Origin of the sequence: Ideonella sp. (assembly GCF_041287625.1) — a bacterium.
Classification (GTDB): Bacteria; Pseudomonadota; Gammaproteobacteria; order Burkholderiales; family Burkholderiaceae_C; genus Ideonella.
In genome coordinates this window covers 23,352-45,386 of the sequence record NZ_JBGGNH010000022.1, presented here as the reverse complement: position 1 = coordinate 45,386, position 22,035 = coordinate 23,352, and the positions used below count along the sequence as shown (strand labels likewise).

The 22,035-nt window shown below is 68.5% G+C and carries 17 protein-coding genes and 1 pseudogene; 4 read left to right on the top strand and 14 right to left on the bottom strand.

The genetic code is table 11. The features are described 5' to 3' along the window. Positions 1–436, bottom strand: a pseudogene (locus tag ACAH41_RS08950) (ABC transporter substrate-binding protein); the annotation flags it as partial. Between the two features lie 63 nt (positions 437–499). Next, positions 500–1,519, bottom strand: coding sequence for an ABC transporter ATP-binding protein (locus tag ACAH41_RS08945; protein ID WP_325648775.1), 1,020 nt, complete (start codon positions 1,517–1,519; stop codon positions 500–502). Positions 1,520–1,674: 155 nt separating this feature from the next. Between ACAH41_RS08945 and ACAH41_RS08940 the strand changes: the two genes are divergently transcribed. Then, positions 1,675–2,403 (top strand): aspartate/glutamate racemase family protein, encoded by a 729-nt coding sequence (locus ACAH41_RS08940; protein WP_325648773.1) that lies wholly within the window; start codon positions 1,675–1,677, stop codon positions 2,401–2,403. A gap of 190 nt (positions 2,404–2,593) precedes the next feature. Here ACAH41_RS08940 and ACAH41_RS08935 read toward each other — a convergent pair whose 3' ends face one another. Beyond that, positions 2,594–3,310, bottom strand: coding sequence for a GntR family transcriptional regulator (locus tag ACAH41_RS08935; protein ID WP_325648771.1), 717 nt, complete (start codon positions 3,308–3,310; stop codon positions 2,594–2,596). 84 nt (positions 3,311–3,394) lie between these two features. Here ACAH41_RS08935 and ACAH41_RS08930 point away from each other — a divergent pair, with 84 nt between their 5' ends. After that, a complete protein-coding gene (locus ACAH41_RS08930) occupies positions 3,395–4,438 on the top strand; it encodes an aromatic ring-hydroxylating dioxygenase subunit alpha (protein ID WP_325648769.1) in 1,044 nt (347 codons plus the stop codon). Positions 4,439–4,446: 8 nt separating this feature from the next. Then, the gene (locus ACAH41_RS08925) at positions 4,447–5,433 is read left to right on the top strand and encodes a PDR/VanB family oxidoreductase (protein ID WP_325648767.1); all 987 of its coding nucleotides are present in this window, start codon (positions 4,447–4,449) and stop codon (positions 5,431–5,433) included. On the opposite strand, the gene ACAH41_RS08920 is transcribed toward ACAH41_RS08925, so the two are convergent. From ACAH41_RS08920 to ACAH41_RS08890, 7 genes are all read right to left on the bottom strand, one after another. Continuing rightward, the gene (locus tag ACAH41_RS08920; protein ID WP_325648765.1) at positions 5,430–6,368 is read right to left on the bottom strand and encodes an alpha/beta hydrolase; all 939 of its coding nucleotides are present in this window, start codon (positions 6,366–6,368) and stop codon (positions 5,430–5,432) included. The genes ACAH41_RS08925 and ACAH41_RS08920 overlap by 4 nt on opposite strands. Positions 6,369–6,423: 55 nt before the next feature. Beyond that, entirely contained in the window at positions 6,424–8,841 is a 2,418-nt protein-coding gene (locus ACAH41_RS08915) for an RND family transporter (protein WP_370538262.1), read from the bottom strand. An 11-nt stretch (positions 8,842–8,852) separates the two neighbouring features. Next, positions 8,853–9,872, bottom strand: coding sequence for a YCF48-related protein (locus ACAH41_RS08910; protein WP_325655644.1), 1,020 nt, complete (start codon positions 9,870–9,872; stop codon positions 8,853–8,855). Further along, positions 9,872–11,227, bottom strand: a complete 1,356-nt coding sequence (locus ACAH41_RS08905) for a DUF1329 domain-containing protein (protein ID WP_325655645.1) — start codon at positions 11,225–11,227, stop codon at positions 9,872–9,874. Before ACAH41_RS08905 ends, ACAH41_RS08910 begins: the two co-directional genes overlap by 1 nt. 14 nt (positions 11,228–11,241) lie before the next feature. Further along, positions 11,242–12,960, bottom strand: coding sequence for a DUF1302 domain-containing protein (locus ACAH41_RS08900; RefSeq protein WP_325655646.1), 1,719 nt, complete (start codon positions 12,958–12,960; stop codon positions 11,242–11,244). Positions 12,961–13,056: 96 nt separating this feature from the next. Further along, positions 13,057–13,824 (bottom strand): coniferyl-alcohol dehydrogenase, encoded by a 768-nt coding sequence (locus ACAH41_RS08895; RefSeq protein WP_325655647.1) that lies wholly within the window; start codon positions 13,822–13,824, stop codon positions 13,057–13,059. A 31-nt stretch (positions 13,825–13,855) separates the two neighbouring features. Beyond that, positions 13,856–15,319 carry a benzaldehyde dehydrogenase gene (locus ACAH41_RS08890; RefSeq protein ID WP_325655648.1) on the bottom strand — a complete coding sequence of 488 codons (1,464 nt, stop codon included), beginning with the start codon at positions 15,317–15,319 and terminating at the stop codon, positions 13,856–13,858. Between the two features lie 288 nt (positions 15,320–15,607). Here ACAH41_RS08890 and ACAH41_RS08885 point away from each other — a divergent pair, with 288 nt between their 5' ends. Next, on the top strand, positions 15,608–17,443 hold the full coding sequence (locus ACAH41_RS08885) for a sigma-54-dependent Fis family transcriptional regulator (RefSeq protein WP_325655659.1): 1,836 nt from the start codon (positions 15,608–15,610) through the stop codon (positions 17,441–17,443). A gap of 1 nt (position 17,444) precedes the next feature. Here ACAH41_RS08885 and ACAH41_RS08880 read toward each other — a convergent pair whose 3' ends face one another. The 4 genes from ACAH41_RS08880 to glyS form a co-directional block, all read right to left on the bottom strand. After that, on the bottom strand, positions 17,445–18,383 hold the full coding sequence (locus tag ACAH41_RS08880) for a SprT family zinc-dependent metalloprotease (protein WP_325655649.1): 939 nt from the start codon (positions 18,381–18,383) through the stop codon (positions 17,445–17,447). Between the two features lie 19 nt (positions 18,384–18,402). Continuing rightward, the gene (locus ACAH41_RS08875; RefSeq protein ID WP_325655650.1) at positions 18,403–19,161 is read right to left on the bottom strand and encodes a lysophospholipid acyltransferase family protein; all 759 of its coding nucleotides are present in this window, start codon (positions 19,159–19,161) and stop codon (positions 18,403–18,405) included. Positions 19,162–19,235: 74 nt separating this feature from the next. Then, entirely contained in the window at positions 19,236–19,886 is a 651-nt protein-coding gene (gmhB, locus tag ACAH41_RS08870) for a D-glycero-beta-D-manno-heptose 1,7-bisphosphate 7-phosphatase (RefSeq protein WP_325655651.1), read from the bottom strand. Positions 19,887–19,893: 7 nt separating this feature from the next. Further along, positions 19,894–22,035 carry a glycine--tRNA ligase subunit beta gene (gene glyS / locus ACAH41_RS08865; RefSeq protein WP_325655660.1) on the bottom strand — a complete coding sequence of 714 codons (2,142 nt, stop codon included), beginning with the start codon at positions 22,033–22,035 and terminating at the stop codon, positions 19,894–19,896.

Genomic DNA, 22,035 nt, shown 5'->3' with positions numbered 1-22,035 from the left:
CGACTTCGCCCTTGGTGAACAGCGAGGTGATCTTGTCGGCGTTCTTGATGCGCTTGACGTCGATGCCCAGCAGGTTGCCGGTGGGGATGATCTTCTTCAGCGAGAAGTACTCGGTGTCGATCAGGTCGAAGCTGTTCGGCGCGGTGACGGCGCGCTTGGTCACGTCGTCGGTCGTGACCGGGATGTACTGGATCTTGATGCCGGTGTCGGCCTCGAACTTCTCGGCGATCTTCTTGTCCTGGTTCACCGCGGTGCCCAGGTAGCGCAGCGTGATCTTTTCCTGCGCGTGCACGTAGGGGAAGCCGGTGATGCCGACGGCCGCAACGCTGGCGTTTTTCAGGAAACTGCGGCGGCCGGCCGACGAGGCCTCGCCGGTAGCGTTGGTGGCGGGCGTCGCGTCATCGGACTGCGGCGGAGTCTGGTCCATGTCACTCATCGAAATCTCCAGCAAACAAACGGGGGCTGTGGGTGGGGCGAAAAGTTTGAAGTCGGCGCGGGCTCAGGCGGCCAGCAGGTGCGCGTCGGCCTCGGTCCAGTGCAGAGAAAGCTGCTGGCCGGGCGCGATGGGCTGTTGGTGGAACTTGGCGTCGGGCAGGCTGGCGACCCAGGCGGCGGACGGCGCGTCGTCGTCGGCGGTCTCGGTGGTGCCGGGCTGCACCAGGTGCACCAGCACGTGGTTGCCCTGGTATTCGATGGCGCGCACGATGACCGGCAGGCCGCCAGCCGAAGCTTGGGCGCCCGAGAGTTCGCAGCGGTCGCTGCGCACCGCGAGCTTGCCGCCAGGCGTGTCGATCACGTTGTGCGCGCCGATGAAGCGGGCGACAAATTCGGTGCGCGGGCGCTCGAAGACCTCGCGCGCCGGGCCGGCTTGCTCGATGCGGCCGTGGTTCATCACGACCACCAGGTCGGCCAGCGCCATCGCCTCTTCCTGGGAATGGGTCACATGGACAAACGTCATCCCCAGTTCACGGTGCCAGCGCTGCAGCTCGGCCCGCATCTTGATGCGCAGGAACGGGTCGAGTGCCGACAGCGGCTCGTCCAGCAGCAGCACGCGCGGCTGGGTCATCAGCGCGCGCGCCAGCGCCACGCGCTGCTGCTGGCCGCCGGAGAGCGCCGCGGGCAGGCGCTGGGCGTAAGGCGTCATCGCCACCAGGTCCAGCAACTGCCCGGCCTTGGCTTCGCGCTCTGCCTTGGCCACGCCCTTCATCTGCGCGCTGAAGGCCACGTTCTGCAGCACCGTGAGGTGCGGGAACAGCGCGTAGCTCTGGAACATCATCGCGGTGCCGCGTTCGGCCGGCGAGAGCTCGGTGATCTCGCGGCCGGCCAGCAGCACGCTGCCTTCGGTCGGCAGCTCGTGGCCGGCGATCATGCGCAGCGTCGAGGTCTTGCCGCAGCCCGAGGGGCCGAGCAGGCAGCAGTAGGCGCCGCCGGCGATTTTGAGGTCGATGCCCGCCACCGCCACGGCGTCGCCGTAGTGTTTGACCAGGCCCACGAGTTCCAAGTCGGTGCGTGCATTCATGCGTCACTTTGTATGCAATGCGTGTGCCAGCTCATGGCCCACCCGGCCCATGTCTTGCTGCACCTCGGCGGTGAGCGAAAGTCCACGGCAAGGCCGCGGCAGGTGCCAGCCGACTTGGTGCGTCGCTCTCTTTTTGTATGCAAAATCGCACCACCATGAAGCTGCTGCTGATCAATCCGAACACCACCGCGGCGATGACCGCGAACATTGCCGAGGCCGCGCGCGCCGCCGCTTCGCCGGGCACCGAGGTGCTGGCGGTGCAGCCCAGCTTCGGCCCGGCGTCCATCGAAGGTTTCTTCGACGAGGCGATTGCCACGGCCGGCGTGGCCGAGCAAATGCGGCTGGCTGGCGACGGCATCGATGCCGCCGTCATCGCCTGCTTCGGCGACCCCGGCCTGGACGCCGCGCGCGAAGCCACGCGGGCGCCGGTGCTGGGCATCGCCGAGGCGGCCTTCCACGTAGCCTCGATGATCGCCACCGGCTTTTCGGTCGTGACGACGATGACGCGCACCTGCGTGATCGCCGAGCACCTGCTGCACAAATACGGCTTCGAGCGGCGCTGCCGTGGCGTGCATGGCACCGACATCCCGGTGCTGGCGCTGGAAGACGGCGGCCTGGCCAGCATGGCGCAGATCGAGGACTGCGCCCGCGAGGCGCTGGCGCGCGACCGCAGCGGCGCCATCGTGCTGGGCTGCGCCGGCATGGCAGGCCTGTGCGCGGCACTGCAACAGAAGCTGGGCGTGCCGGTGATCGACGGCGTGGCCGCCGCGGTGCAACTGGCGCAGGCGCTGCACGGCCTGGGCTTGAAGACCAGCGCGGTGGGCGACTATGCACCGCCGCTGCCCAAGGCCTACACCGGCTGGGCGGCGCCACTGGGTTGGTGAACAAACGGCCGGGCGAAAAAAAGGCCGGTCAGAAATCTGACCGGCCTGACTCAGTGCGACCTTCCCTGATCACGCTTGTTCGCGGTTGACAGCGATGTCTGTACTTTGCCTGTAAGACCTGTTGCGAACCATCCCCCTTTGGAGGGTTCGGTAATCCTCACACTCGATGACAGGCAGCGCATTCCACGAGTCACGCAGCCGAGGCGCCCTGCAGGCCGAACAGTGGCGCGTAGCGCAGGCCGACGTAGGCATGCTCACGCATCAGCATCTCCGCCCGGGCCGACTCGCCGCGCCCCAGCGCATCGACGATCAGGCGATGGTGCATCTGCGCCAGGCGGATCTTTTCGTACTCATTGGCCAACGCGGAACGGTCGATGACGATGGAGTCGGCCGAGGCAAACGGCAGGTGGTTGTTGCGGGCAATCGCGTCGGCAATCACCTGGCTGCCGACGGCATGCACGATGGCGCCATGGAAGCGCTCGTTGAGACGGGACCAGCGGTTGATCTCGGGTTCGCCCAGCGTGCCGCCAGCCAGCACCGCCTCACCCTCGGCCAGGCAGTCCGCCAGCGTCGCGCGGGTGACGGGATCCAATCCCCGTTCCGCCAAGCGGCGCGCCGCCAGCCCTTCCAGCACCCCGCGCACCTCGATGCCACACAGCACGTCGGCCTCCGAAAACGCCCGCACGACAAAGCCCCGCTTGCCCGCAGGCTGCAGCAAGCCCTCCTGAGCCAGCGTGCGAAAGGCCAGGCGCACCGGCGTGCGCGAGACCCCCAGCACCTCGGCCACGGCCACCTCGGCCAGACGCGTGCCGGCGGCATAACGCCCCGCCATGATCAGCTGGCGCAGCGAAGCCACCACGCTGGGCGCACCACCCGAGGGTAAATCCTGAGCGCCAATTGGATCCATCAAACGCCTTTTGTCTTGCTGTCAGCTCGTCTACTACTCACAATTGGATCCATTCGAATGGATCCAATGAAACCGGAGACCCGCATGTTCCCTCAAAACGCCTGGTACGTGGCCGCCACCTCGGCCGAGTTGGCCGGGCAGCCGCTGGGCCGCACGATCTGCAACGAGCGCCTGGTGTTCTACCGCGGCGAGCAAGGCCAGGTGCATGCGCTGGAAGACTACTGCCCGCACCGCGGCGCGCCGCTGTCGCTGGGCCGGGTCTGTGAAGGCCAGTTGGTCTGCGGCTACCACGGGCTGGAGATGGGCTGCGACGGCAAGACCGTGGCCATGCCCGGCCAGCGGGTGCGCGGCTTCCCGGCGATCCGCAGCTTCCCCGTGGCGGAGCGCCACGGCTTCGTCTGGGTCTGGCCTGGCGACGCGGCCCAGGCCGACTCGGCGAAGATCCCTTACCTGCACTGGGCGGAAGACCCGGGCTGGGCCTACGGCGGCGGGCTGTACCACATTGGCTGCGAATACCGGCTGATGGTCGACAACCTGATGGACCTGACGCATGAAACCTATGTGCACGCCAGCAGCATCGGCCAGAAGGAGATCGACGAAGCGCCCTGCACCACGCGGGTCGAAGGCGACGAGGTCATCACCAGCCGCTTCATGCAAGGCATCGAAGCGCCGCCGTTCTGGAAGATGGCGCTGCGCGCCAACGGCCTGCCCGACGATCAAGCGGTGGACCGCTGGCAGATCTGCCACTTCACGCCGCCTTCGCACGTGATGATCGAAGTGGGCGTGGCACTGGCCGGCCGCGGCGGCCACGACGCGCCGGACGACTGCAAGGTCTCCAGCATCGTGGTGGACTTCATCACACCTGAAACCGATCAGTCGCACTGGTACTTCTGGGGCATGGCCCGCCACTTCCGGCCTGACGACGAGGCGCTGACCGCGCAGGTGCGCGAAGGCCAGGGCCGCATCTTTGCCGAGGACCGGGAAATGCTGGAACGCCAGCAGGCCAATCTGCTGCGCTGGCCCGAGCGCAAGCTGCTGATGCTCAACATCGACGCTGGCGGCGTGCAGTCGCGCCGGGTCATCGAGCGACTGTTGGCCGCCGAGCAATCAGCCCCGATTGCCGGATGAGCGCCGCGATGAAAACCCCGGATCTGCCGCTGCTGCGCGTCAGGGTGGCCCGCAAGCAGGCCGTGGCGGACGACATCTGCAGCTTCGATCTGGTGCCCGCGGACGGCGCAGCGCTGCCGGCTTTCAGCGCGGGCGCGCACATCGACGTGCACCTGGCCCCGGCCGGCGCCAGCGCATTGGTGCGCCAGTATTCGCTTTGCAATGCGCCAGGCGAAACCCACCGCTACCAGATCGGCGTGCTGCGCGAGGCCAGTTCGCGCGGCGGCTCGCGCACGCTGCACGACGAAGTGCGGGAAGGCCAGCTGCTGAGCATCAGCGCGCCCAGGAACCACTTTCCGCTGGTGCCGCAGGCCAGCCACAGCCTGCTGCTGGCCGGCGGCATCGGCATCACGCCCATGCTGGCCATGGCCGAACATCTGGCAGCAGCGGGCGAAGCCTTCACGCTGCACTACTGCGCCCGCTCGCGCAGCCGCGCGGCCTTCATCGACCGGCTGGACAGCGCGCGCCATGCAGCCCAGGTTGTGCTGCATTTCGACGACGAAGCGCCCGCGCAACGGCTGCAGCTGGAGGCCCTGCTGGCCGTGCAGCCACCAGGCACCCATCTCTACGTCTGCGGTCCCAAGGGCTTCATCGAGGCGGTGCTGGGCACTGCGCGGGCGCAGGGCTGGCCCGAGGCTCAGCTGCACTGCGAATTCTTCAGTGCCGATGCCGGCCCGCGCGATGGCGATGCCGCCTTCGAGGTCGAACTGGCAAGCAGCGGCCGGGTGGTGCATGTGCCCAAGGGGCAGAGCATTGCGCAGGCCCTGGCAGCCGCAGGCGAGCCGGTGATGGTCTCGTGCGAACAAGGCGTTTGCGGCACCTGCCTGACCGGCGTCAAGGCCGGCCTGCCGGACCACCGCGACGCCTACCTCACCCCCGAAGAACAGGCCGCCAACGACCAGATGCTGATTTGCTGCTCACGCTCGAAATCGGCCCGCCTGGTGCTGGGGCTCTAGGCACCCAGCGCCTGCCGCAGCGCCGCGGCCAGTTGCAATTGCGCCAGCCGCGCTGCGCCGATACCGCCGCCCATGCTGACGAAGCCGTGGGCCAGGCCGTGGTATTCGACGATGCACACCGCGTTGCCGGCCGCGAGCAAGGCTTGGCCGTAGGCCATGGCTTCGTCGCGCAGCGGGTCGTGGGCGGCCAGCTGCAGCAGCGCTGGCGGCAGGCCGGCCAGGCTGGGCGCCAGCAGCGGCGCGCCGCGGTAGTCGGCCGCCTTGGCCGCAGCGCCGAAGTACAGCGCGTTGAAGTACGCGACCGTGCGCAGCGTCAGCGTGGGGCCTGCCGCATGCGCCTCGCGCGACGGGAAGTCGCCGTCGTGGCCGCCGGCTGCCGGGGGGTACAGCATGGCCTGGTAGGCGATGGCGGGGCCACCGGCATCGCGCGCCCGGATCGCCGCCACCGTGGCCAGCGCAGCGCCGGCGCTGTCACCGGCCACGGCCAGGCGAGAGGCGTCGCCACCGAAGCGATGCGCGTGCTCGGCCACCCAGTTCAACGCAGCCCAGGCGTCGTCCGGCGCCGCCGGGAAAGGGTGCTCGGGGGCAAGACGGTAGCTGGCCGAAGCGACGATCGCACCGGTGTCGTGGCACAGCTGCCGGCAGACAGCGTCGTATCCGTCGAGATCGCCCAGCGCATAGCCGCCGCCATGCCAGTACACGATGACTGGCAGCGCGGCGGTGGCGCCGTGCGGCGTGTAGACCCGCAGCTGCACCGGCGAGTCACCGACCTGGTCGCGAAACTCGCTCACGGCCACATCGGCCGGCGCCACGTCGGCGGCCGCCAGGATCTGCCGGTACAGGCCGCGCGCGGCCTCGGGTGGCAGCTCGCACAGGTCCGGCATGCCGGCGGCCCGGGCCTGCGCCATCATGGCGCCAAGTTGAAGATCAAGCATCGGTCTCTCCTTTGTTCAGGGTCTCAATTCAGCGTCACGGCCGCGCAGGCCGATCTCAGGCCAAGGCACAAGCGGGCTGCGCCGCCACGGCGCGAGCAGCGGGCCGCAACAGGAAGTGCGCCAGCGCCGGCAGCAGCACCAGCGCGCCGACCATGTTCCAGACGAACATGAAGGCGAGCAGGATGCCCATGTCGGCCTGGAACTTGATGGAAGAGAAGGCCCAGGTGCCGACGGCCAGCGCGAGCGTGATGCCGGTCAGCATCACGACGCGGCCGGTGAACTGCAGCGCGTGGTGGTAGGCGGCCGAGAGGCTGTCACCGGCACGCAGCCGCGCCAGCATCACGCTCAGCACATAGAGCGCGTAGTCGACACCGATGCCGACACCGAGCGCGATCACCGGCAGCGTCGCAACCTTCACGCCCATGTTCAGGGCCACCATCAGCGCCTCGCACAAGATGGAGGTCAGCACCAGCGGCAGCACCGCGCAGACCACCGCGCGCCACGAGCGGAAGGTGACCCAGCACAGCAGCAAGACCGCGCCGTAGACCCACAGCAGCATCTCGCGCATCGCCTGCTTGACGACGATGTTGGTCGCCGCGTCGATACCAGCGGAGCCGGCGGCCAGCATGAAGCGCTCGTCGGGTGCCGGATTTGTGGCGATGAAGTGTTCGACCTCGTCGACGACGCGCGTCAGTGTCTGTGCCTTGTGGTCCCTCAGGTAGACGTACAGCGACAGGAACGAACAGCCCTGGTTGAACAGCTCTCGTGGTGCGCGCGTCTGCACGCCGCCGAGCACGCTGGCGTTCGGAATCAGCTCGAACCACTTCAGGTTGCCTTCGTTGTAGCCGACCATCGCCAGCTTCGAAAGCGCCGCCATCGAGTTGGTCGACTCGACACCGGGCAGCTGCTCCAGGCGCCAGGCCAGCTGGTCGACCTTGGCCAGCGTGCCATAGCGGGTGCACTGGTCCTCGGGCGTCGCGACCATCACGACCAGGATGTCGCTGCTGGCCGCGTAGTGGCTCGCCATGAAGCCGTTGTCGCGGTTGTAGCGCGAGTCGGCGCGCAGCTCGGGCGCACCTGGGTCGAGGTCGCCGATGTTGAGCTTGAGGCTGATCGCATAGCCGAGCACCGCCAGCACCAGGCTCACCGCGATCGCCGCGATGGCCGGGCCGCGCTGCGTGAAGCGGTCGAGCTGCGTCCACAGCCAGGGCCGCTGCGCCGCGCCGTTGTCGGCCGACTCCAGCCGCAGGCTGCGCTGCGCCGCCACCGGGCTGACGCCCACGTAGGACAGCAGGATCGGCAGCAGCACCAGGTTCGTGAAGATCAGCACGGCAACGCCGATGCTCGCCACCGCGGCCAGGTCTTGAATGACCTGGATCTTGATCAGCGCCAGCACTGCGAAGCCGACCGCATCGCACAGCAGCGCGGTGAGGCCTGCGACGAACAGGCGCCGGAAGGTGTAGCGCGCGGCCACCACGCGGTGCGTGCCGCGGCCGATGTCTTGCATGATGCCGTTCATCTTCTGCGCGCCATGGCTCATGCCGATCGCGAACACGAGAAACGGCACCAGCACCGAGTACGGGTCAAGCTCGTAGTGCAGCAGCGCGAGCAGCCCGAACTGCCACACCACCGCGATCACCGAGCACGCCACCACCAGCGCAGTGCTGCGCGAGCAGCGCGTGTAGCCGAACAGGACCGCGGCGCAGATGGCCAGCGCGAGGCCGAAGAACATCAGCACCTGCTGCAGGCCTTCGATCAGGTCACCGACGACCTTGGCGAAGCCGGTGACGTGGATGCGGATGTGGTCGTTCTGGTACTTGTTGCGCAAGGCTTCGACCTGGCGCGAGAGTTCGCCGTAGTCCAGCGCCTCGCCGGTCTTGGGGTTCTTGTCGAGCAGCGGCACGAAGATGATGCTGGACTTGAAGTCGCCCGCGACCAGCTGGCCGATCTCGCCGGAGCGTTCGACGTTCGTGCGCACCTCGGCCAGCGCGGCGGGCGAGCCGTCATAGCTGTCGCCCATCACGGTGTTGCCGTCCAGGCCGTCTTCGGTCACCGCGACCCAGCGCGTGTTGCTGGTCCACAGCGACTTCATGAACGGCCGGTCGACGCCGGGCAGCAGGAAGATCTCGTCGCTGAGCTTTTGCAGCGTCTCGAGGTAGGCCTTGTCGAAGATCGAGTTGCCCGTCGTTTCGACCGCGATGCGCATCGCGTTCGTTTGCCCCGCCAGGTTCGCCTTGTTGGCAAAGTAGTTGACGATGTAGGCGTGCGCCGTCGGAATGGTCTTCTCGAAGCTCGCGTTGAGCTTGAGCTTGGTGGCCTGCCAGCCGAGCAGCAGCGTGAGCAGCAGGCACACCGCCATCACCCACACGCGGTGGTTGAAGAAAGCGCGCTCGACGCTCGAGCCCGAGGCGGTGTCGAAGTCTTCGAGGCGGGCGACGACCGGCTGGGCGTCTAGGGAGGTGTCGGCGTGCATGTTCGGATGATTCAAGGAGCGGATTGACGGCGCATGCCGCGCAGGCTGGCGATGACGAGTGCGCCATCGGTTGAGGCGAGGCCTGCAGCCGGCAGTGGCCCGCCAGTCGGCAGCGTCTTCGTGAAGCTGCGCCCGTCGTCGCGGCTGCGCAGCAGCTCGCCGGTCTGGGCGAGCAGCGCGAGTTCACCGCCGTCGAGTTTGAGCGCGGCGCTGATGGAGGTTTTCAGGCCGGTGTCGAGCCGGGTCCAGCTCGCGCCTTGGTCGCCGCTGCGCCAGGCGTTGCCGCGCAGGCCGTAGGCGATCAGCGCACCCGAGCGCGCGGCGAGCAAGCCGAAGTAGCTGCCCTTGTAGGCCGAAGCCAGCGCGGTGAAGTTCGCGCCACCATCGGCAGACGCCATCAGCAGGCCTTGCTCGCCAGCGATGTAGACATGGCCACCCGACGCACGCACGCCATAGAGGTGCAGGCCCTTCGGGTTCGGCAAGCGGCTCAACATCGGCGTCCAGTGCTGGCCGCCGTCGCGGGTCTCGAACGCGAGGTTGTAGGCACCGACCGCGAAGCCATGCTGAGCGTCGGTGAAGTCGAGGTCGAAGAAGGGCTTGTCGGGGCCCTCCTCGGCGAAGCGCTTGGTGCGTTCGTCGCCGCTGGCGGCCACCCGCTGTGCAGCCTGCACGCCATCGAGCTGCTTGACCCAGCTCTCGCCGCCGTCGCCGCTCTTCAGGATCACGCCCAGGTGGCCGACCGCCCACCCGGTGCGATCGTCGACGAAGCGCACGGCCGTCAGCGAGACCTGCACCGGCACCTTGGCCTGGCGCCAGCGCTTCCCCGCGTCGTCCGACAGCAGCACCGTGCCGCGTTCGCCGACTGCGACCAGGCGTGGCCCGGCCTGCGTGACGGCGAGCATCGCCGCGTTCAACGCCTTCGGGCTGTGCAGCGCCGGCTCGCCCAGCGCGGCCGGCGGGAGCGGTGCCGGCAGGCCCTGGGCCGCCGCCGCAGACGCTGCGGCCAGCAACAGTGCGGCAAGCCGAGCCATCAGCGCGTGCCCTCGTTCGCCAGTTCTTCAGGGCTGAAGAACGAACGCGGAATCGGCGCCACCGGCTTGTACTGCGAAGTCAGCTCGTTCGACGCCATGTTGAGGTAGTAAGCGCCGGTCTGCAGGTCGTAGCCGCCCCACATCATGTTGCCGACGATGGCCGGGATGTCCGGTGCGAGCAGCGTCAGCGTGTAGTTGGTGCGCCAGAGTTCGTCCTTGGCGTCCCAACCATCGAACAGGATGATCTGCCAGCTGTCTTCATCGATGTAGTACTTGCGCTTGGGCACGACGTGGCGCTTGCCGGCCGCCAGCGTGGCCTCGACCTCCCACACGCGGTGCAGTTCCCAGCGCACCTGCGCCGGGTTCAGCGTGTTCGGCGTCACCAGGTCGGCGACCTTGGCGCTCGCGGCCTTGTTGTTGTTGTACGGGATGTACAACTCCTTCTTGCCGACCAGCTTGAGCTCGTATTTGTCGATCGGCCCGAACAGGTTGAAGGCCTCGTCGAACAGGCCGATGCCCGAGGTCACCGAGTCCGGCGTGTCATAGGCCACCGACGGCGCCTTGCGCACGCGGCGCTGGCCGACCAGGTACTGCCACAGGCCGCGCGGGTTGGCCGCGTTGATGTTGTCTTGCGCGAGGATCGCCTCGCCCGCCTTCGAGCCCGGCTCGCTGACCACGAACTTGCCGAGCTGGTAGTAGCCATCGAACTTCTCGAGGCTGCCTTCCGGGTCGTAGTACTGCTTGCGGAAGCTTTGCGTGCCACCCGAGGCCATCGCGCGCCGGCCGTCGGCCGTGACGACCCAGACCCGCACCGGCGCCTGGATGTAGGTGCCGGTCCAGGCCAGGCGGTGGTTCTGGAACACCTCGTAGCCGTCTTTTGGGATCGGGAATGGCGTGCCGCCGTAAGCGCCCTCGGTGCCCTGCCCGTTGTCGACAAGCTTGGCGCGTGTCGCGTTCTTGAAGGTGTTGTCGTAGACCCATTGCGGCGCGGCCGCGGTGCGGTGCGTCGGGTAGACGTCGATGCGGAAGTCGGGGTACTTCTTCATCAGCGCCTTCACGCCGTCGCTCAGGCGGGCGGCGTGCTGGTCCATGGTTTTCGCATTGATCGAGAGCACAGGCTTCTCGCCAGCGAAGAGGTCGGGGCGTGGCTCGCCGCTCTTGTAGCCGGCGGGCGCCCTGGTCGCGCCGCCGTCCCACGCGGGGATGCTGGCGTCCTTGTTGCCGGCGCGCTCAGCCCCAAGCGGCGTCAGCGTGGCCTTGAGCTTGGCCGCTTCTTCGGCCGAGACCGCGGCCTGGGCCAGCGGGGCGATGGACATGCCCGCGACGAGCGCAGCAAGCAGGTGTTTGCAATGCATGGTGAGACTCCGGTTCAGAAGGTGCGCGAGACGCTGAAGGCCACGTAGGCGCGGTCCTTGAGCGTCTGGCCGAAGGTGAGTTGCCGCGGCGTGCCCGAGCCCGCCACCATGGTCTCGGTGAAGGTCTTGGCCGTGCCGAAGTAGTCGGTGTAGGTCAGGGCCACGTTCCAGGCGTTCTGGTACTTGCCCTTCAGGCCGATGCTGTAGTCGCCCGCGTTCGAGGCGCCGCCCGCGAAGTTGAAGATCGCCGAAGAGCGGCCGCCGAAGTTGTAGCCCACGCTCACCGGGACCGACAGGTCGAGGCCCGGCAGCACCTGGAAGTACTGCGGCTCGAAGATCATGCGGTAGGCGAACGCGCCCTTGGTCGTGTTCGGATCGGCGCCGCCGAGGCCCGAGCCCGCATAGGGCGCGAAGATGTCCTTCGTCACCTTGAGCGTGCGGTTGTAGGCCAGCTCGCCCACCAGCGCCCCGCCCTGCCACAGGCCATTCGGCTGCAGCACGTAGATGCCCGAGAGCTGCAGGTGCCCGGTGCGGCCCACGGCATAGCACGGGTCGTCGTCGGAGTTGCCGCAGGTGAGGATCGGCCCGAGGCCAAGCACCGCCGGGTCGCTGGTCAGCGGCGCGTTGGTGCGCATCGAGCCTTCGAGCGCCCAGTTCAGCTGGCCGACGGACGAGGTCACGCTCGCGCCGAAGGTGCGGATGTCGCTCGCATAGGCCAGGTGCACGTTGCCGTTGACGAAGTCGAACACCGGCACCTCCGGCGTCTTGTCGTGGTATTGCGCCGCGTAGACACCAAACTCGAAATCGCTGCCGGTCGGGCTCCAGCGCACCTGCACACCGCCCTGCCCCGAGTCCTTGGGTTTCAGGTCCCTGGACTCGTCGTAAGCCAGGTTGCCGCCTGCGCCGAAGTTGACGATGCCGGTGCCCACGTAGTCCTGGTTCGAGAAGTAGCTGCCGACGCCGGGGATCTTGCTCGGCCGCCACTTGAACTGGTAGTACGCGCCGAGCGACAGCCCTTCAGCGACCTGCAGCGAGCCCGAGACCTGCTCCACCGGCAGCAGCACTTCCTTGAACTGCCAGCCGGGCACCGAGACGATCTTCGCGACATCGACGGGTCCTTGCGCGTTGGCAATGCCGTTCTGGCCGAAGAACAGGCTCTCGCCCCACTGCAGCGTGTGCTTGCCCAGGCGCAGCGTGCCCTTCATGCCGTCGAGGTCGCCCTTGACATAGACGAAGGCGTCCAACAGCTCGCTGCCGCGGCCGTGCTGGCGCACCGTGTCGGGCAGGAACTCGTTGGCAGCCTGGTCGCTGAAGTTGTTCGAGGTCGAGGTGCTGGCGCCGACGGGCACGCCGCCAGCGTAGATCGGGCTGCCGTCGTAGCCGCTGCGGCGCAGGTAGACGCTGTCGTGCCAGGCGTTGCCCGACAGCCGCATGCCGTAGTTCGGCCCGGTCAAGTCCAGCTCGCCGAGCAAGTCCCAGCGGCTGGAGATCAGGCCTTTGTTGAAATTGTGGTCGCCATCGTCTTCGTTGACGGTGCCCGGGTCGGCCGCCACGTCGAGCCGCGTCAGCGCAGCCGAGGGGTCTTTCAGCCGGTAGCCGGCGCTGTATTTGGGCGTCAGGTCCAGGCGCAGCTTGAGCTCGCTGTCGGCTGGCATGTCGATCTGGAAAGCGTGGCTGGCAGCGGGCAGCGCGAGCGCGGCCGCCACCGCGATCACGCGGCGGGTAGGTTGCATGGGAGTCTCCGTGGTTTTGAGTCGAACGGCTTCTGGTGCGCCGCTTGTTTCGGACGGGCGCAGGCGCGCCGGCCTTGTTCCGTCCCTGGCCTGGGATCAGAGGTAGGTCGAGGCGAGGCCGCCATCCACCGGCAGGTTGACGCCGCTGACCCAGCGCGATGCGTCGGCGCAGAGGAAGGCCACCACCGGCGCGACCTCGTCGGCCAGGGCCGGGCGCTTCATCCGGTGCGCGTCTTTCTGCACCCGCGCCTCGCCCAGCATCTGCACAAAATCGCCGAGGATGGGCGTCATCACCGGCCCGGGGGCGACGCAGTTCATGCGCACTCCCCTGCTCAGGAACCAGGGCTGCGACTGCACGGCGCTCCAGACGATCAGCGCTTCCTTGAAGTACTGGTAGCAGCTTTCCTGCGGCACCGGATGCCGGGCCAGGAAGGCCAGGCCGGCCTCGAAGCTGGCGGCTTCGGCCAGCGCCTTGTGCTGCGCCAGCCGTGCCGGCCATTCGGCGCCGAGGATGGAGGCGATGTTGACGATGGCGCCGCCGGCCGGCAGCCGCGCCAGCGCCAGGCCGCAGAGGTGGCGCAGGCCCAGGTAGTTGACGCGCGCCACCAGGTCGACCGGCGCGGTGCCGGGCACGCCGGCCACGTTGCACAGCGCGTCGAAACGCTCGGGCAGCTGGCGGAAGGCCGCATCGATCGCGGCCTGCTCCGACAGGTCGGCCTTGATGAAGCCATCCAGCGTGAGGGCCGGCTCATTGCGGTCCATGCCGATCACGCGGGCACCCTTCAGGCGCAGGAAGCGGGCGGTTTCGGCACCGATGCCGGAGCTGGCGCCGGTGATGACGATGGTCTTGCCTTGGAAGTTCATGGCGGTCTCCTTGGGGTCTTTGGAAGAAGGGTCAGAACGGGAACGGCGTGGCGGCGTCCTTCACCGTCAGCCATTGCCAGGTGGAGAACTGCTCCCAGTCGCCGGGGCCGCCGTGCGAGCTGCCATTGCCGGCGATGCCGGGGCCGCCGAAGGGGTTCACCGCGTCGTCGTTCACCGTCTGGTCGTTGATGTGGACCATGCCGGCACGCAGCTGCCGGCCCAGCGCCATGGCCCTGCCCACCGAGGCCGAGATGACGCCGGCCGCCAAACCGCCCTGGCCGAGGTTGGCCAGGGCCACGGCCTCTTCGTCGGTCTGGAAGCTGACCAGGTTGACCACCGGGCCAAACGTCTCGTGGTCGAAGGTGGGCATGCCGGGCCGCACGCCGGCCAGCACCGTGGGCTGGTAGAACAGCTGCTCGCAGTGGCCACCGGCCAGCAACTGAGCGCCGGCCTGCACGCTGGCCATCACGGCGGCATGCACCCGGTCGCGCTGGCGAGCATCGATCAGCGGGCCGATGGCGACCTGGCCGGTGGCGCCATTGCCCACCGGCAAGTGCCTGGCCTTGGCCACCAGGCGCTCCGCAATCGCAGGCGCGATCGCGGCATGCACCAGCACCCGGTTGCTGGCCATGCAGATCTGGCCCTGGTGCAGCCACGCGCCCCAGGCAATGTTGCTGGCGGCGATGTCCAGGTCGGCGTCGTCCAGCACGATCAGCGAATTGCTGCCGCCCAATTCCAGCGACACCTTCTTCAGGTGCTGCCCGGCCAGTTGGCCGATGTGGCGGCCCACGCCGACCGAGCCGGTGAAAGAGATCATCGCCACCTGCGGATCGGTCACCAGCGCTTCACCCACCTCGGCTCCGCCCGGCAGCACATGCAGCAGGTCGGCCGGCAGCCCGGCCAACTCGAAGATGCGGGCGATCAGGAAGCCGCCGCTGACCGGCGTGCGCGGGTCCGGCTTGATGATCACCGCATTGCCCGCGGCCAGCGCCGGTGCCACCACGCGCAGCGTCAGGACCAAAGGGAAGTTGAACGGCGAGATCACGCCGATCACGCCGTGCGGCACTCGCCGCGCCAGGCTGAGGCGGCCCGGCGTGCCGGGCAGCACCTGGCCCTGGGCCTGCAGCGGCATCGCCGCGGCAACCTGGCAGAAGGCCACCGCCTCCCGCACTTCGTGCTGGCCCTTGGGCAGGATGCCACCGGTTTCACGGGTCACGTAGAGGGCCAACTCATCAAAATGCTGCTGGAACAGCGCTGCGGCCCGGTGGAACACGGCCGCACGCTCACGCGGCGCCATCGCGGCCCAGGACCGCTGGGCAGCCGCGGCGGCCTGTGCCGCTGTGGCCACGTCGCCAGGCAAAGCCAGGCCGGCACGGACCAGGGTTTCGCCGGTGGCCGGCTCCACCACGTCGGCCGCCGCCGAGGCCTCGCGCCAGCCGCCGCTGAACACGTGCTCACGCCACGGCGCGGGTTGAAGGAGAGAAGTCGTCGTCATGAGGCAGGGCTTCCTGAGGGTTGGCTGATGCAGGCGAGGCGCTGCTCGCTCAAGGCCCAAAGTGCAACGCCTGTGCCATGGACCGGCGCGGCGGCAGCTGCCCGCCGGCATGGCGAGCCTGCCGCGCTTTGTTTTCAGAGTGAAATCATTGCCAAACCAGGCACTTACCCTGATACCCGTTATTGCGTCGCGTCAAAGGGTTTTGCCGGAGGCTGAATGTTTATGAATTGAAAACAATTTCGAACCGCCGCAACCCGCGGAATTGACGATTTGATGAACAGACAAAGTATGGCCAAGCCCCCGCGCATTTCCCTCGCCGAAGTGGCCCGGCAAACCGGTGCGATGCTGCGGCGCGGCGACAGCGGCCACTACGTCGACGCCCAGACGCCCACGCTGGCCGACCTGACCGAGTCGCTGTTCTTCTCGCCCGGCGATGGCCGGATCTGGCTGAACGACCAGCGCATGCTGCTGATGCACAGCTCGGCCATGGGCCACATGCGGCGCGAGTTGATCGACACGCTGGGCACGGAACGCACGCGCGGCCTGCTGACCCGCGCGGGCTACGTGGCCGGCGCCCGCGACGCTCAGCTGGTGCGCGAGCGCTGGCCGCAGGGCGAAGCCGCCAATGTCTTCATGGCCGGCACCCGGCTGCATGCGCTGGAAGGCGCGGTCAAGGTCACGCCGCTGAGCTTCGCCTTCGACATCGACGGCGGCACCTACGAAGGCGAATTCCTCTGGGAGCATTCCAGCGAGGACGACGAACACATCAGCGCCTACGGCATCGGCACCGAGCCGGCCTGCTGGTCCCAGGTCGGCTACGCCACCGGCTACGTCACCAGCCTGTTCGGCCAACTGGTGATCTTCCGCGAGATCGAATGCCGCTCGATGGGCGCCAGCGCTTGCCGCGTGGTGGGCCGCCATGCCGCCGCCTGGGGCGACATCAGCGAAGACTTGCGCTACCTGGAGGCCAAGGACTTCCGCCGGCTGGGCGCGGCACAGGCCGGCTCGGCCGACGAGACGCGCCCGCTGGCCGACATGATGGCCAGCCACGCGCCGGCCGCAGCCACCAGCGACGACCGCCACCAGATCGTCGGCGCGTCTTCGGCCTTCAACTCGGCCTGCCACCAGCTCGCCCGCGTGGCCGCCACCCGCGCCACGGTCTTGTTCACCGGCGAGTCGGGTGTCGGCAAGGAGGTTTTTGCACGCCGGTTGCACCGCATCAGCGCGCGCGCCGAGCAACCGTTTGTCGCGGTGAACTGTGCCGCCATCCCTGAAACCCTGATCGAGAGCGAGCTGTTCGGGGTCGAGCGCGGCGCCTTCACCGGCGCCAGCCAATCCCGCCCCGGCCGTTTCGAGCGCGCCGACGGCGGCACCCTGTTCCTCGATGAGGTCGGCACGCTGAGCCTGGTCAGCCAGGGCAAGCTGCTGCGCGCGCTGCAGGAGGGCGAGGTGGAACGGGTGGGTGGCACCCGCACCTTGCGCGTGGACGTGCGCGTGGTGGCGGCCACCAATGTGGACCTGCAGGCGGAAGTGCGGGGCGGGCGTTTTCGCGAGGACCTCTACTACCGGCTGAACGTCTACCCGATCCACCTGCCGCCGCTGCGCGAGCGGCGCGACGACGTGCCGCTGCTGATGAACCACTTCCTGCGCCGCGAAGCCGAGCGCCACGGCCGCCACCCCACCGGCTTCACGCCGCGCGCCGTGCGCGCGATGCTGCACTACGCGTTTCCCGGCAACATCCGCGAGCTGCAGAACCTGATCGAGCGTGGCGTGATCTCGGCCGAGGACGGCGCGGCCATCGACGTGGCCCACATGTTCCGCCGCGAACAGCTCAGCGATGAGGCGCTGCTGGCCATCGGCGCACATGGCACGCTGACCACGGCCAAGGACGGCAGCGAACCCCGGCCCCTGCTGGCGCTGCTCAGCGGCGCGCTCAATGGCAGCACCGGCGGCGGTGCTGGCGGCGACCCGTTTTCACTCGAAGCACTGGAGCGGCGGCTGCTCAACGAGGCCGCCGAGGCGGAACACGGCAACCTGGCAGCAGCGGCGCGCCGGCTGGGCTTGACCCGCGCGCAGTTCGCCTACCGGCTGGAGCGGGCACGCGACCCTGCCGCGGGGCAGTGATTCAGTCCAGCAGCGGCACCACAGGCGAGCGCAGCTGCGCCTTGCGCTCTTCCAGGTCCGGGATGACCGAACGCACCACCTCCCAGAAGGCGGGGCTGTGGTTCATCTCGCGCAGGTGGGCCAGTTCGTGCGCCACCACATAGTCGATCACCGACAGGCCGAAGTGCATCAGCCGCCAGTTCAGGCGGATCGAGCCATCGGCCGACGCACTGCCCCAGCGCGTCTGGGCAGACGACAGCCGCATGCGCGTGACCCGCACGCCCAGGCGCTGCGCGAAGTGGGCACAGCGGGCCTCGAACAGCTTGCGGGCCTCGCGCTGCAGCCAGGCCTGCACCGTGTCGCGGATCTGCTCGGGCGTGGCGCTTTGCGGCAGGCCCAGGTGCAGCGTGAGCCGCGGCACGCCGGGCAGGGCCTGGGCGTCGCTGTTCAGGCGGGCGCCGGTGGCGCGCGGGTCCAGCACGACGATCAGGGTCTCGCCGAGGTAAGGCAGGCTGGTGCCGTCATGCCACTCGATGCGCGCGGCCTCAAGCCGGCGGCCACGCTCGCGCTGCTCGGCCAGCTTGCGCAGGATCCAGCCAGACTTGTCGCGCAGCGCCTGCTCGATGTCGCCAATGCCGACCCAGCGCGGCGCGCTGACGGCCAGCCCGTCCGGCCCGATGGAAAAACCGATGGACTTGCGGCGTGCACGGCGCAGCAGGTAGCCGACGCGGCAGTCGCCCAGCCGGATCTCGCGGTCCGCCTTGGCGTGGGTGTAATCAAACGGCCGAGGACCGGGGGCCGGCGCGGGCGCCGGGGGCTGGGCAGCTGGCGGCTGGGACCGCGCGACGGGTGCCGGGGTCGAAGGCGCGGTGAACGCGCCGGTCAGCGACGGGAACGCCGCGTCGATCAGGTCGAACAAGGACATCTGGCGCGGCGGAGCGGCATCACGGCTAGAGGCCATGAGCGCGGATTCTAGTGACTCAACGGCCGGCGTAGGCTTCGGGATCGATGCGCCGCATTTCGGCCTCGATCCAGGCCTCGACTTCGCGCATCAGCTCGTCGGGCTTGCGGCCAACGGAGGGGATGGGTGGGCCGATGGACACGTCGATCATGCCGGGCCGCAGCAGGAAGCTCTTGCGCGGCCAGCACTTGGCCGAACTGACGGCGATGGGCACGACGGGCACGCCCGCGGTGATGGCCAGCCGTGAGGCGCCGGTCTTGTAGTCGCCCTTCTCGCCACGCGCCGAGCGGGTGCCTTCCGGGAACATGATGACCCAGTTGCCCTTGGCCATGTGCTGCTGGCCCTGCTCGGCCACTTTGCTCCAGGCCTGGTTGCGCTTGCTGCGGTCGATGTGGATCATGTCCAGGCTGCCGATGGCCCAGCCGAAAAACGGAATCCACAGCAGCTCGCGCTTGAACACGTAGCACAGCGGGTGCGGCATGATCGCCGGGAAGGCAAAGGTCTCCCAGGTCGACTGGTGCTTGGGTGCCAGGATCACCGCCGCCTTGCTGTCGGCTGCGGTCGGCACATGTTCCATGCCGGTGATGCGGTACTTCACGCCGCAGATCACCTTGGCGCCCCAGATGGCCGTGCTGAGCCAGCCGGCGCACATCCAGTACAGCGGCGTGCCCTTCATCACCACCGAGACCAGCACCACGGCCAGCGCCCAGGGCATCACCGTGACGGTCATCCAGAGGAAAAACAGGGCCGATCGAATCATCCATCCCAGACGTTGCATGTGCTTTCAGGCTCCTGCCTTGCGGGTTCTTGTGGTGTTGTCGAGCGCGGCCGGCAGCCTGCCGGCCAACGGCTTCAGGCCGCGGGGCCGGACACGGGTTTCAGCCCCGCGGCAGGTGCCCGGTGGCCGTGCGTGCCGGCAGGGTTGAGCAGCTTTTGGGCCGCCTCTTTCGCCAGCAGCCAGCGCGCGAACGAAGCCAGGTCGTCGTGCACTTCGGTCGTGGGCACCGCGGCCATCCACTGCGCCAGTTCCTGTTCGGTGACCAGCGTGGCGCGGCCACTGCGCACCAGGTGCGGCGGGCAGCCCGCCGCGCGCGCGGCTTCGAGGTCGCGCGGCGTGTCGGCCACCATGGGCACCAGCTTCAGGTCCACGCCGTAGCGCAGCGCAATGTCGTGCATCATGCCCGGCAGCGGCTTGCGGCAGTCGCAGGCCTCTTCGGGCGTGTGCGGGCAGAAGAAGACCGCGTCGATGCGGCCGCCCTTGGCCATCAGCAGCTTCATCATGTGCTGGTGCACCGCATTGACCGAGGCCATGTCGACCAGCCCGCGGCCGATGCCGGACTGGTTGGTCGCCAGCACCACGTGCCAGCCGGCATGGTTGAGCTGCGCCACCGCTTCCAGCGCGCCGGGAATCGGCTCCCATTCGTCCGGTTCCTTGACGTGGTCCTCGCGGAAGCGATTGAGGATGCCGTCGCGGCCGATGATGATGAGCTTGGGCGCCTGCATGGTGCTCTCAGCTCGCCAGGCGCGACAGGTCGGCCACGCGGTTCATGGCCGCGTGCAGCCGGCCCAGCAGCGCCAGGCGGTTGTTGCGCAGCGCCACATCTTCGGCGTTGACCATCACGTCATCGAAAAACGCATCCACCGGCGCCTTCAGCCCGGCCAGCGCCTGCAGGCTGGCGGCGTAGTCGTGCGCTTCGAACAACGCATCGGCCTTGGGGCCCAGCTCGGCCAGCGTGGCGGCCAGCGCCTGCTCGGCCGGCTCCTTCAGCAGCTCGGCCGAGACCTCTGTCGGCAGCGTGCCTTCGACCTTCTTCAGGATGTTGCCCACGCGCTTGTTGGCAGCGGCCAGCGAAGCCGCTTCGGGCAGCGCGGCAAACGCACGCACCGCTTCGAGCCGGCGCGGCACGTCGCCCAGGCGCGCCGGCGCCAGCGCCAGCACGGCGTCGACTTCCTGCGCGCTGTAGCCCTGGTCGCGCAGGCCCACGGCCAGGCGGTCGGCCAGGAAGGTGGTCAGCGCGGCACTCGGGTCCTGGATCAGCTCACCAAACACCGGCACCGCAGCCTTGACCAGCGCCGGCAGTTCCAGCGACAGGTTCTTCTCGATCAGCAGCCGGATCACGCCCAGCGCATGGCGGCGCAGTGCAAACGGATCCTTGTCGCCGGTGGGCAGCTGGCCGATGCCGAACAGGCCGATCAGCGTCTCCAGCTTGTCGGCCAGCGCCAGCACGGTGCCGGTGTGGTTGCGCGGCAGCGCGTCGCCGGCAAAACGCGGCTTGTAGTGGTCCTCGATGGCGATGGCCACGCCGTCGCGCAGGCCTTCGGCCCGGGCGTAGTAGCCGCCCATGATGCCTTGCAGCTCGGGGAACTCGCCGACCATGTCGGTCAGCAGGTCGGTCTTGGCCAGCAGCGCGGCTTCGTGGGCCTTGTGTTCGAGCATGTCCAGCTCATCCTTGGCCAGCACGGTGTACGGGTACACGGCCATGCGCAGCTGCTGCACGATCTCGTGCGCAATGCGGGCCACGCGCTCGCTGCGCTCGCCTTGCGTGCCGAGCTTGCCGTGGTAGACCACCTTGGCCAGACCCGGCACGCGCGAGGCCAGCGTCTTCTTGCGATCCTGGTCGAAGAAGAACTTGGCGTCAGCCAGGCGCGGGCGCACCACGCGCTCATTGCCGCCAATCACCGCGCTGGCGTCTTCCGGGCTGATGTTGCTGACCAGCAGGAAGTGGTTCGTCAGCTTGCCGTGGCCGTCGAGCAGCGGGAAGTACTTCTGGTTGGCCTTCATCGTCAGGATCAGGCATTCCTGCGGCACGGCCAGATACTCGGCCTCGAACTGGCAGGTCAGCACGTTGGGCCGCTCGACCAGTGCGGTCACTTCGTCCAGCAGCGCGTCGTCCTCGATGGGTTTGAGGCCCAGCTTGGCGGCCGCAGCGTCCAGCTGGCGGCGGATCTCGTCGCGCCGCTCGTCGAAGCTGGCGATCACCGCGCCCTGCTCGCGCAGCTGCGTGGCGTAGCTGTCGGCGTTCTGCAGCACCACCGGGCTGACGGCCGCCTCGAAACGGTGGCCTTGGGTCTCGCGGCCGGCCGTGAGGCCAAGCGCATACAGCTTCAGGAGCTGTTCGCCATGCAGCGCCACGAGGCCGTGAGCCGGGCGCACGAACTTGACGTCGCTCCAGCCATCGGCCAGCTGGTAGGTCATGACCTTGGGGATCGGCAGCTTGGCCAGCGCTTCGTCCAGCGCCTTCTGCAGGCCTTCTTCCAGCGGCACGCCGGGGGCCACGGCGTCCAGGAACAGGGTTTCCGCCTTGCCGTCCACGCGGCGCTGCAGCTGCGGCACCACGTCAGCCGTGAGGCCCAGGCCGAGCAGCTTTTTCAGCAGCGCAGGCGTGGCTTCACCGGTGGCCGTCAACGCCACGGCGACCGGCATCAGCTTGTGCTGCACCGGCTTGTCTGCCGCCTTGGTGCCAACGTCGGTCAGATGCAGCGCCAGCCGGCGCGGCGAGGCATACGCGGTGGCCACGCTGGTGGCCCCGGCCAGGCCTTGCACCTTCAGGCTTTCGGCCAGCGTGCCGGCAAAGGATTGGCCGAGTTTCTTCAGCGCCTTGGGCGGCAATTCTTCGACGAAGAGTTCGACGAGCAGGTTCTGGGTGGTCAT